12 protein-coding genes are annotated in these 11,950 nt (G+C 29.3%); 10 read left to right on the forward strand and 2 right to left on the reverse strand.

What is annotated here, in order from left to right; all coding sequences use genetic code 11:
• Both Q0352_RS04030 and Q0352_RS04035 read right to left on the reverse strand, forming a co-directional pair.
• The coding region (locus tag Q0352_RS04030) for an FAD-dependent oxidoreductase (protein ID WP_299524028.1) at window positions 1-603 on the reverse strand (603 nt) is incomplete at its 3' end.
• Window positions 604-613: 10 nt separating this feature from the next.
• Window positions 614-1,195 carry a MarC family protein gene (locus Q0352_RS04035; RefSeq protein WP_299524031.1) on the reverse strand — a complete coding sequence of 194 codons (582 nt, stop codon included), beginning with the start codon at window positions 1,193-1,195 and terminating at the stop codon, window positions 614-616.
• A gap of 90 nt (window positions 1,196-1,285) precedes the next feature.
• Here Q0352_RS04035 and Q0352_RS04040 point away from each other — a divergent pair, with 90 nt between their 5' ends.
• From Q0352_RS04040 to Q0352_RS04085, 10 genes are all read left to right on the forward strand, one after another.
• Window positions 1,286-1,852, forward strand: coding sequence for a DUF3109 family protein (locus tag Q0352_RS04040; RefSeq protein ID WP_299524034.1), 567 nt, complete (start codon window positions 1,286-1,288; stop codon window positions 1,850-1,852).
• A 94-nt stretch (window positions 1,853-1,946) separates the two neighbouring features.
• Window positions 1,947-3,530 carry a tetratricopeptide repeat protein gene (locus Q0352_RS04045; protein ID WP_299524037.1) on the forward strand — a complete coding sequence of 528 codons (1,584 nt, stop codon included), beginning with the start codon at window positions 1,947-1,949 and terminating at the stop codon, window positions 3,528-3,530.
• A 418-nt stretch (window positions 3,531-3,948) separates the two neighbouring features.
• Window positions 3,949-5,256: an OmpA family protein gene (locus Q0352_RS04050; protein WP_299524039.1), complete on the forward strand. Its 1,308-nt coding sequence runs from the start codon at window positions 3,949-3,951 to the stop codon at window positions 5,254-5,256.
• A 10-nt stretch (window positions 5,257-5,266) separates the two neighbouring features.
• Window positions 5,267-6,484: a hypothetical protein gene (locus Q0352_RS04055; RefSeq protein ID WP_299524041.1), complete on the forward strand. Its 1,218-nt coding sequence runs from the start codon at window positions 5,267-5,269 to the stop codon at window positions 6,482-6,484.
• A 7-nt stretch (window positions 6,485-6,491) separates the two neighbouring features.
• Window positions 6,492-7,187, forward strand: a complete 696-nt coding sequence (locus tag Q0352_RS04060) for a hypothetical protein (protein ID WP_299524043.1) — start codon at window positions 6,492-6,494, stop codon at window positions 7,185-7,187.
• Between the two features lie 9 nt (window positions 7,188-7,196).
• Window positions 7,197-8,042 carry a hypothetical protein gene (locus Q0352_RS04065; protein WP_299524046.1) on the forward strand — a complete coding sequence of 282 codons (846 nt, stop codon included), beginning with the start codon at window positions 7,197-7,199 and terminating at the stop codon, window positions 8,040-8,042.
• Between the two features lie 41 nt (window positions 8,043-8,083).
• Complete coding sequence (locus tag Q0352_RS04070; protein ID WP_299524049.1) at window positions 8,084-8,569, forward strand: hypothetical protein; 486 nt, start codon at window positions 8,084-8,086, stop codon at window positions 8,567-8,569.
• A 34-nt stretch (window positions 8,570-8,603) separates the two neighbouring features.
• Complete coding sequence (locus tag Q0352_RS04075; RefSeq protein ID WP_299524052.1) at window positions 8,604-9,719, forward strand: hypothetical protein; 1,116 nt, start codon at window positions 8,604-8,606, stop codon at window positions 9,717-9,719.
• Window positions 9,706-11,454, forward strand: a complete 1,749-nt coding sequence (locus Q0352_RS04080) for a hypothetical protein (RefSeq protein WP_299524055.1) — start codon at window positions 9,706-9,708, stop codon at window positions 11,452-11,454. The genes Q0352_RS04075 and Q0352_RS04080 overlap by 14 nt, the downstream gene beginning before the upstream one ends.
• A 25-nt stretch (window positions 11,455-11,479) precedes the next feature.
• A partial coding sequence (locus tag Q0352_RS04085) for a hypothetical protein (protein ID WP_299524058.1) occupies window positions 11,480-11,950 on the forward strand: 471 nt, incomplete at its 3' end.

An 11,950-nucleotide genomic window follows, 5' to 3' on the forward strand; every position in this document is an offset into this window, starting at 1 on the left:
GGCATCAAGAATCATAGTAATAGTACCATTATTCCATATTTTTAAAATATCAGTTGCCACTTGTGCACCACTTCCTGCGGCTATGGCATACTGACTAATATGACCAGCTAAAACACCTGCAACAAAAACACCTTCAAAAACCAAATGATTTACATTTTTAAGCATAATACGCTCTTTTTGAGGTGGTAAATTATGATGAGGTGTTACATATTGTGTCAACCCTTCAATATTAAAAAGGTTTGAAGGACCAACAGCAACTAAAACCATTTTTGCTTTGTAGTTATTTTTATTTGTAAAAACAGTAAAATTAGATGATACTCCTTCAATTCTAGTTACTTTTTCTTTTTCAATTTGAATAACTTCTGGATAAACTTCAGAAAGTTGTGATAAACCACTTGCAAGAATTTCATCACCTGTAGTCCCTTTTTTAAAACCTAAAACATTATTTAGTTCGGCACTTTTTAATGCTGAACTTTTTTGATGAGTTATAATACCAATCTTTTTATCTTTTGCAAAAGGCTTATTCACAGCAGATCCCAAAATTAAAGCGCACGATAAACCAGCTGCACTACCACCAATAATTAACACATCAAAAGAATTCATAATTTATTATTTAATTAATTAAACCTTGAATGTTTGTTGCAAACAGTTTTACGGCTATTGCTAACAGTATAACACCAAATATTTTTCTTAAAATATTAATACCATTTTTACCAATTAATTTTTCAATTTTTACCGATGTTTTTAAAACAATATACATAAAAATTATATTAATTACTATCGCAATTACAATGTTAACTGTTTCGTACTCAGCTCTTAATGATAAGATTGTAGTTAAACTACCAGGACCGGCTATTAATGGAAAAGCCAATGGGAATACAGAAATAGTTTTTGCACTTGTTTCCTCTTCTTTGTAAAGAGAAATACCTAAAATCATTTCTAGTGCAAGAAAAAATAAGATAAAAGCACCAGCTACAGCAAAAGAATTTACATCAATCCCAATTAAATTTAAAATACTTTTTCCTAAGAATAAAAAAGAAATCATAATTAAACCAGCAATTATTGAAGCTTTTTCAGATTGAATATGACCAAATTTAGCTCGTAAATCAATTATTATTGGAACATTACCAATAATATCTATTACTGCAAACAACACCATAGTTGCAGTGAAAATTTCTTTTAAATTGAATACCATTATTTTACTTTTTAGAAAGGTTGGCAAAAGTATAAAAACATCACATAAATTTAAGTAAAAGTATGTAAAAAATTAGTTTATTTTTGCAAGATGTTTCAATTAGGAAAAACCATAGTTTCAGAAAATATTATAGAGAAGGAATTTGTCTGTAATTTATCAGCGTGTAAAGGAAAATGTTGTATAGATGGAGAAGCCGGAGCTCCATTAGAAGAACACGAACTTCAAATATTATTGGATATTTACCCAAAAGTAAAACCTTTTTTAAGACCCGAAGGAATTGCAGCAATTGAAGATCAAGGACTTTTTATTACCATTGAAGGTGAATATGAAACTACTTTAATTGATGAAAAAGATTGTGCCTTTGTTATTTTTGATGATAAAAATATTGCAAAATGCGCTATTGAAGAAGCCTATAACCAAGGTGTAATAAAGTGGAAGAAGCCAATTTCTTGTCATTTATATCCAGTTCGATTAATGGAATATAGTGAGTTTACAGCTGTTAATTATCATCAATGGCCAATTTGTGATGATGCTTGTTCTTTAGGAAAAGAATTACAAGTGCCAGTTTATAAATTTGTAAAAGAAGCTTTAGTAAGAAAATTTGGAAAAGATTGGTATGCCGAGCTTGAAAAAGTAGCTGAAAATTACAAGAAGTAATAATATTACAATTTAATGACACAAAAATTGCAAACTAATAATTAGGTTTTTGTATTTTTACCTAAAAGTTACCTATAAAAGAGACTCTTAAGCGATGTTTAAAACCCTAAAATTTACAGTTACACTTGTTGTTTTAATTTTTATTCAAACTACTTCTTTTAGTCAAAAACTTACCAAAAAACAAATTGATAGTGTTTATGCTGAATTAAAAGTAAAACCAAATACTATTGAAAAGGTTGATGAATTAATTTCATTATACAAAAATGCAACCAGCGCTAAAATAAAAAATGAAGCCATTATAGATGATGCTATTTCAACTTCTGAAAAAATATTTTATATAAAAGGATTAGGAGAAAGTTACAATAGAAAAGGTTTAGTGGCACGGTATAATTACGATTATGAAAGTTCAGTTGCAAACCATAAAAGAGCTTTAAGTTATCTTACCAAAGGTATAGATACTTTGTTAACTATCAAGTGTTTAAATAATTTAGGTGTAAGTTATAGAAAACTAAATTTAGAAAAAGAAGCTTTTGATTTTTATTTTAAGGCATTAGATTTATCAGAAAAAATAAAACACAATAAAAGCATTATAATAGCTTTAAATGGTATTGGAAATGTTTTTATTGACACTAAAGAATACGACAAAGCATTACACTATTTTAAAAGAGTTTATGCATTTGATTTAAAAAGTAAAAACATAGAAGGTCAAGAATATAGTTTGTCAAATATTGGAGAGGTTTATTTATATAAAAAATCATATGATTCAGCATATTATTACATTAATAAAGCGCTAATTTTAACAAAAGAATATAAGCATAAAGCGAGTGAGGCTATCAGATACAATTTATTAGGGTTGCTTTTTCAGAAAAAAGGAGATTATAAAAAGTCAACTGAGTATTATAAGGAAGCAATTCCTTTGTTTACAAAAGAAAACAATATAAGATATTTAAGTAATACACTAATTAATGTTGGGCAAAATCAACTAAATATAGGTGATTACGCAGAAGCTAAAGAGAATATTATAGTTGGTTTAAATAGTGCGAAAATGATAAAATCTAAAGAAAATATTTCTTTAGGATACAATGCCTTAGTTGATTACTATACACTTACAAAAGATTATAAAAATGCTTTAAGTTCTCATAAAATGGCTACAGCATTTCAAGATAGTATTGTAAATGAAGCGTCACAAAAAAGTATTATAAGCACTCAAGTTGAATACGAAACTGCAAAAAAAGACGCGCAAATACAAAAATTAGCAATAGAAAACGAAGTAAGTGAAAATAAAGCGAAAACAAATTTCAACCGTTTAATTATAATTTCTTCTTTAAGTTTAGTTGGTATTATAGGTTTACTCTATTTATTGAGACTTTACAGAAGAAATTCAGATTTAGAAATTGAAAACAAAAATTCAGAATTACAAAACTATATTCATCAAATTAACGATTTAAAAGAAAAAGCAAAAAACAATATAAATAGTGAAACTGAAAATTTCACTGATTTTGGACTTTCAAAACGCGAAATTGAGGTGTTACAATATATTGCTGCCGGACTTAGTAATGATGAAATTTCAGAAGAAATGTTTGTTTCAAATAATACTGTGAAAACACATATAAAAAACATCTATTCTAAATTAGATGTTAAAAATAGAATTCAGGCCATAAAAAAAATTAGAGCATAAACTATTAATTCATTTTAGGAATCAACTACTCTTTATTGTAAAAAACATACGTATAAAATGTCATGTCGAGCGCAGTCGAGACCTCTTTTTTAACACGTTTGTAATAAAAAAACCTTTAAATAAGCTTCACTCTTTATCTTCAAAGCAAAATACATTTTGTTTTTCAGCAATGCTTTAGAAGACATCATTCAATATTTTGTCCTATGCTAAAACCTTTTTTATAAACTTCACCGTTAAAATAATTTTACAATTACTAAAACTATTGTAAATGTTCATAATAACAACACCTTTTCAATACAAAATCACCTAAAAGGGTTAGATATATCACACTTTTATATGAAGTGTTTTTTTGATTTTGAAAGTAATTTAGCATCATAATTAGAACCACAATAATGCTAAAATTATAAATTTAAAAATCATGAAAAAACAAACATTTAATTTTAAAACCAACGCTATTTTTAAAATAATGCTGGCTTTTAGTTTATTCTTTTTAAATCCGCAACAGTCAGAAGCGCAATTTTTTAAAAAATTAAAAGAGAAAGCTGAAAAGAAAATTGAACAAGAAGCAGATAAAAGAGCCGAAAAACGGGTCAATAAAAAAATTGATAAAGAGTTTGATAAAGCCGAAGATGTTTTAGATGGAAAAGACAAAGAAAAAAAAGAAGAGAATGAGGGAAATAGCAACAAAAATGAAAAAGATGCAAACAACTCCAACAATCCTAACAACCAAAATACCGATGGCAACACACCACAAACAAATACACCAAATGTAGTTTGGAATAAGTTCGATTATGTACCTGGAGATACGGTACTTTTTGAAGACGGTCCAAGTTCAGATGAAGAAAATGGTGAATTCCCAAGCCGTTGGGATTTATACAAAGGAAATGCTGAAATTGGGAATGTTGATGGCGAAAATGTAATTATGTTTATTAGCAACCAATCTTACATTATACCTTACTTAAAAAATTCTAATGAAGATTATTTACCCGAAGTTTTTACTTTAGAATTAGATGTGTGGTTTCCAAAAGGATCTACAACTAGAAACAGATTATGGATTTTTTTATGTGACAAAAAAAACAATAGTCAAAGAACCGAAGATTTGTGTGTAATGCCTCACGGTTTAGAGTTTATGGATTCAGATAAGTCTTATCCAGGAACAGAAAATATAGGATGGTCAAATGAGACTGTAGGATCGTGGAAACACATCTCTATGGCTTATACCAAAGGGAAATTCAAAGCCTATTTTAACGATACACGTTTAATAAATGTTCCCCATTTAGAAATTAATCCTTCTGGAATTACTATTGAAGCAGATAGTGACCAGATATACATCAAAAACATTCGCATCGCAAAAGGTGGCGTAAAATATTACGATCGTGTACTTTCCGAAGGAAAAATTATAGTTAACGGAATAAAATTCGATGTAAACAAGGCTACGTTAAAACCTGAAAGTATGGGACCTATTAACGAAATCTATAAACTCATGGTAGACAATCCTACAGTCAATTTTAGCGTAGAAGGACACACCGATAGTGATGGAGATGATGCTTCAAATATGACATTATCTCAAGCCAGAGGAAAAGCGGTAATGGATAAATTAATTAGTTTGGGAATTGCTAGTAATCGATTAAAATCTACCGGTTTTGGAGAAAGTAAACCTATTGGAGAAAATGGTACTCCTGAGGGAAAAGCAAATAACCGTAGAGTTGAGTTTGTAAAATTTTAAAAAATAAATAATGAAAAAATTAACCGTATTAGGTATCGCTCTTATTGCTTTTATAGGAAGTATAAATGCCCAAAAATCAAAATTGGCAGGAAGTTGGCTACTAACAAAAACCGAAGTTGGTACTGAAATTCAAAATCCTTATCAAAATACCAATTTTAATGAAGATGGCACATTTGTAATCATGGGAATAGAAGTTGGAACCTGGGAATACAATAAAAGTAAGAACGCTGTAGTAATGAAATCTGATTTTGACAAAGATTTTAATGGTGTAGCAGAAATTTTAAACCTTAATGATAACGAATTAATACTTAGCAAAGACGGTGTAAAAATGTTCTATACTAAAATGGATATGGCTAAAGTAATGGCAAGCAATAAAAATTCTGGACTTCTAGGCATGTGGGAATTTAAAGACCTACCATATGCAGGAGCAAACACTTTTTTCACTTTTACAGAACCAGATGAATACACCATAATTCAGAAAGAAGAAGGAATGACAGGTACTTTTAAGGGAACTTGGATTTTTGATGAACAGGAAAAATCGTTGATTATAATAGGTTTTAGTTCAGAAAATGTCTTTAGAGGGAAAAATAATATAGCTAAAGTTGATGAAGAAACTATAGAATTAAATAATAATGGAACTGTTTTTAAAGGAGTTAAAAAAGCAGAAAGCAATATAAAAATTGAAAGATTAACCTTTTCAAATGAAGATTTTTATAAGGAAGATGGTGATTATAAATATTATGATGATGAACAAAAATTACCTTGGAATGATTCTTATAAAATGATGATTGATTTAGCGAATGTTAAACAATTAGTGTATAACTACTCAACACTCTTAAATGGAACAAGCAGTTTTGAAACTAAAACACTTACGGCGAACGTAGTTGCTAATGTTGAAGAAGGAATTTTAAGTATTGATAATATATTTAAAGGTTATGACAGCTATAATTTTCCAGAAGACACAGCAATGCCAACAAATAATTATGATGAATACAACAAACTTTTCCCGTTAGACGAAGATATTTTTAGAGTTGTTGGGGAAGAAGAAATTACGGTTACTGCCGGGACTTTTAACTGCACAGTTATTGAAGCAGCAGGTAGTTTTGATGAAGTTTTAAAAGTATGGATGATTAATGACAAGCCTGGAATTATAGCAAAAGTTATAAAAGATAATCCAGACGAGAGTTTTGGGCACTATTATATATTCGAATTACAAGAAATTAAATAACGGTAAAATGAAAAATAGATTTTTAATCATTTTAGTATTGGTAACATCTTTCACTTTTGCACAAGTGAATACTACCCCAAAAGAAAATAAGGAAGCTAGAGATTCCATAAATTTCAAGGTATCCAAACTTATGGAATTCTATGAGTCTTACGAAGATGGCAGCCCAGAATCTTTAAAAAAAGCAAAGTTTAACAAAGCCGCAGATGCTTTATCAGAAGGAAGTATTTCTAAAAAAGACAAGGCAGATGCTTATCAAATAGTAAATGCCTACATCAAAGGCGATAAAGCGCTTGAACAAGATAAATCAGTAGAAAAAAATGAAGATGAAAGTTTAAATGAAACGCTTGAAAAAACGGAAGAAGTTAAAGAAGCTCAAAAATTCTTAGATCAACAAAAAGCGATGTTTACGCAAATGTCTTATTCAGAATTTGAAGCCTATATTTTAAAAATAAGTCCGGGAACAGGGAAAAAGGAGATTAAAACGGCCTACAATGAACTGCATAAAAATGATGGTAAAGAAGTCTCAATTACTTCAGAAGATGAAGAAATGACCGAAGCTCAATTACAACTATGGGCAATAGAGACGCTTCAAAACCCAAAAAGTTGTGCGGATTACAGAAAAGCAATTAATATTCTAAAAATTCAAATGCCAGAAAGCGAAATTCAAAAAGCTTGTAAAACAATAAATAATAATAAATTATAAAATAATACGATGAAAAAAATAAGCATTTTACTTTCCTTAGTTGTAGCACTAGTTAGCTGCAACGGAAACAGCCAAAATCAATTAAAACGTTACAGTGTAAAATCAGGTAATGTAGCCTATAAAACTACCATTTCAGGAAAAATAATGGGAGGAACTATTACAGGAAACGGAACAGAAAAACTATATTTTAAAAATTGGGGAGCTACAGAATTAAAGGAAGAAGAATCTACGCAAACAACCCATATTAAATTTTTTGGAAAAGAAAAAACAAACAGTACCTCAAAACACTCAATGAATAAATTAGATAACGGGGAAAGTTATTCTGTAGATTTTGACAATAAAACAATTACTGCAGGAAGTGATATGGCAATGAATTTAATGAAACAAAGCAATACTGATGCAGATGAAGCAGGTAAAAGTATGCTTGAATTTATGGGAGGTAAAAAAATTGGAGACGAAACATATCAAGGATATAATTGTGAGGTATGGGAAATAATGAATGGAAAACAGTGGATTTATAAAGGTGTAATGTTAAAAATGGAAATGACCGTTTTAGGAGTTAAAACAGTAACGGAAGCTACAAGTGCAAAATTTGATGTTTCAGTTCCTGATGCAAATTTTAAATTACCAGATTTCCCTATTCAAAAAACAGAAGGTTTTATGGATAATGAAGAGTTTAATACTGAATTGGATGAGATGAATGAGGGTTTGGATAAAATTAAAAATTTATCTTTTGAAGAATGGAAAGCAATGGCAACTAAAAACGATCCAGAAATGAAAGAAATGAGTGATGAAGAACTACGTCAAACCTACGATATGATTCAAAAAATGGCTAAAATGGGAATTGGAAATTAATCCTTTTAACCTGAAAAGTTAACACAGTAAAAAATTTAATTATGAAAAAAATAGGACTATTATTTATAGTAACTATGCTATTTGCTATACATAATTCTTTTACACAATCAACACCAGATAGTTTATTAAAATCAAAAAAAATATCTGAAAAACATCAATATATTGGTGATAAAATGATTGATAGAAGCCCAGAAATAATTGAATTTTTATTGAAATATAAGGACAATAATAAAGTTCCAACACAAAAAGAGTTAAACAAACTATTATTAAATCTTGGTATTAAAGAAACTGAATCTAGCAAGCCTATTTCAAAAGAAGTTGCATTTAAATTAATTGATTTTTATTTTAAATATTCTGAAGAAAATCAACTAACTAATGTTGCTAATTTTGATAAAGAAAATAATTTTTTAAACAGTCTTTCATATATCAATTTTAGAGATCAAATTAAAGCCGTAAACCCAAACGCAACTGATTTAGAAATACAAAAAGTATTTATAGAGATGCATGAAAAATTAAAAAATTTATAATGCAAAAGCCGTCGTCCCTTTAAAAACAGAAGTAATGAAAAAGATTATTCAATATTGTTTTTTAGCAATAGCAGTTTCAATTCAAGCGCAAGATTTTAAACCGTATAAAGTAAAATCGGGTAAAATAGTGTATGAAAAACTAAAATATTCTACACATTCTAGGTTTTCATCAATCAATGGAGTGGAAACTGGTTTTAGTGAACAAATTCCTTATGTTGCAGAACAAGTTATCTATTATTGGGATGAATTTGGTGACATCGCTTTTGAAGAAATTTATCAAGTATCAAAATTTGGAGGGAAATTGCTTCCTGAAAAAGTAAAAATTGCAGAACGTTTATGGATTGATGAACATCGTTATTATTACAATTTTGAAGAAAATAAAGTGAGCGATGATCCTTATCATTTACGTATAAAATGCAAACAAAATTTTCAGTATTACCAAATAAAAGACTCTTGGATTGAAACTCTATATATGGGGGCTGAAGCTTCAGAAGAAAAAGAAGTATTAGGTAAAAAAGCTAGCTATTATAGAATAGATAACTATCATGATATTTATGCTTGGAAAGGGTTGGTTTTAAAAGATGAAAGTTTTTCTACAAGAGGTTCAAACGGCCCTAGAAACACTATTGAAAGAGCAAAAAATGCAATTGAAATAGATACAATTTCAAAAGTAAGTGACACTCTTTTTAATCCAATTTGGTTGAAAAGAGAAAAGCTTTACCAATCTTTTGGTTACAATAAAATAAATGAATTGATAGATGCTCGTCAAGATTTATTTCAACAAGCCGAGAATATAGAAGGAATTAAAATTAAGAAAAATGACATTTTATTTTTTGTTACTAGCAAGCTTAATTTAGGGAAAATGCAAGTTTTAGCTATTGATAAATATGATCAATTATTAATAAAATATGTTGTTTATAATCATACAAATAGCAGTGTGATGGATTTTAGCAATTTACTAAAAATTAAAAATAATTCTTTGGTAAACATTGACAATCCACACTATAGAAAAGCAGAAACGGAAGAATTTGATTTTGAATGGAGAGTAACTACAAAATCAAATTTATTCCCCAAAAATAATTTAAGTTTTTTACTATTAAAAGCAAGTAGAACCAATACACTAAAATTAAAACCGTATGCAAGAGACTAAATTTATAAAAAAGTATAGTTACTTAATTGTACTTTTTTTTGTAAGCATAACATTCGCTCAGAATAGAGCTGATATGAGATCTATAGATGTTGATATACCAACAGCATTTTTTAATGAGATGTTTAGAAGTCCAACAGATAAACATTTAGTTGCTTGGAGCGGAGGTCTTAAAGTAATTGTTAAAAATCAAGAAGGTAAAGAAATACAAGTTGAAGGTGTTATAAAATATTTTGAAGACTATTTAAACTCAGAACTAACTAACTTAGGGCGCAGACAGTTTAAGTATAATTTAAATACACCTATTAAAAGAGTGTCATCTCCAGATAAAAAATCTTGGGCAGGACACTGTGGTTATGACCCTTACCATAATGTAACATTTAATGATATTAAAAATGGAGCAAATCCACAATGGCCGGCTGAAATAACTTCAGAAGTATGGGGACTTAATCTTTCAAAAAAAACGGTAAAACAGGGGACTTTAACAAATGGTAAAACAGGCATAAAAGAAGCCGTATCATTCTATTTTAATGCCAATTCAATTTATTATTATCATAAAATAAAGCCCCAAGACTTAAAAGGAAAAATAAATAGAGATGATAACTATAAAGCTTGTGGTAAAGTTGGTATGTATCGTTTAGGTCCCGGACATTCAAGATTTAAAAGATATGCAGAAGTAGAAGCAGGGGAGTTTAATTTTGATAAAAGATTATTTTTAGGTGATTATCAAGTTCAATATTTATGGCCAGATGGAACTTTTCAAGTGTTAGAAGAGTATATTGTGTATGATCCTTTTGGAAATCCTGTAGAATTAGAATATGAACTTAAAACTTTTGTAGGTAAAATAAGCGGAACTTTAGTGCATGAAGAAACCAAAAAACCAGTAAAAAATCAAAAAGTAACGCTAAAACCTGTTTGTGAAGCTTCTGAAATACCTGAAAAAGAAAAAAAAACTGACGGAGAAGGAAAATTTGAGTTTACTGAAGTGCCAAATGGAGTGTATTATGTTGTAACAAAAGGAGCACCAGATACAATGGCAGGATTAACAAAAGATCCAGCGTTAAGATTAAGAGAAATTGAGGTGAAGCAAAATTCTAAATACGATATTTACGCAACATACACCGCTTATGGTTTTGCAAAAGCAGAACTTGTTTGGAGAAACGCAACTATTAAGTTTCCTGAAGAAGGTGAATCTCCTCAATTATTTGACATGATGGCTTTTAGAAATAGTGGAGATTATGACAATCCAACTGGAACTGATGGAGAACCTTTAAAAATACCTTACACAACAGTAGTTCCAGGTATTGGAAAACAAACCTTATACGCTTGGCCCGAAAGTGAAACAGCAACACCTGAAGTAATTTCAGTGAGATCTTTGGTACATGATAAAACTAAAGGTATGATTAAATTCATGGTTGACCTTGAAGAAGATGCATTGAACACTTGCAACATTTCGCAAGATAACAACGGTCCCATATACCTAGATATAGGCTTTGACCTTAATGGAGCGTATGATGCTGGTAAAGACCTTTGGATGCAAGTAGAGGTAGGTACTAGAGAAGATAAAGTTTGGAACGCTATGAGAGGAAATTCTCTAAATGGACATCCTTTATCCTTTAAACGATACCATTTTAAGAACGATGAAATAGAAAAATTTAAAAATGGTGAAGCCTTAGAAATATTTTTAACGGGACAAGCAACATTGAAAATTGAATTTAGACCATTAGAAAATGAATAATATTTAATATTAAGACATAAAAATTATGAAAAACTTTACAATAAGAATTTTAACAATCACACTAATTACTAGCTTATTTATTGCTTGCTCTGGTGAGAATAAACGAAACGCCAACTTTTTACCTCCTCTAAGTATTCCAATAACTGCTGAAATTAGTGGGGATACAGAACTGGTTGAAGTTATAAAATCTTCTGAAAAAGCAATGAATGAATTTTCAGATAATATTGAACAATTAGCTATTGAAGGTAAAGATGTTTTAAGTAAAAAAGATGAAGATCAAACCTTAATGGATGGCTTAAAAGCAGGTAAATTAATGGTGCAATTTGTATCTAATAGTGCAAAAATGGCAAAATTAATGGAAGAGTTTGATACTTATATGAATGGAAGAGAAACACAAGGTTTAATTAATGATACGCAGTTAAAAGCTTTAGAGCAAGTAGGTACAGCTTTTAAAACTAGAATCAATCAAATTAACGAAAAGTATAAAAACTATCTT

Origin of the sequence: uncultured Lutibacter sp., from assembly GCF_937891065.1 — a bacterium.
Lineage (GTDB): Bacteria > Bacteroidota > Bacteroidia > Flavobacteriales > Flavobacteriaceae > Lutibacter.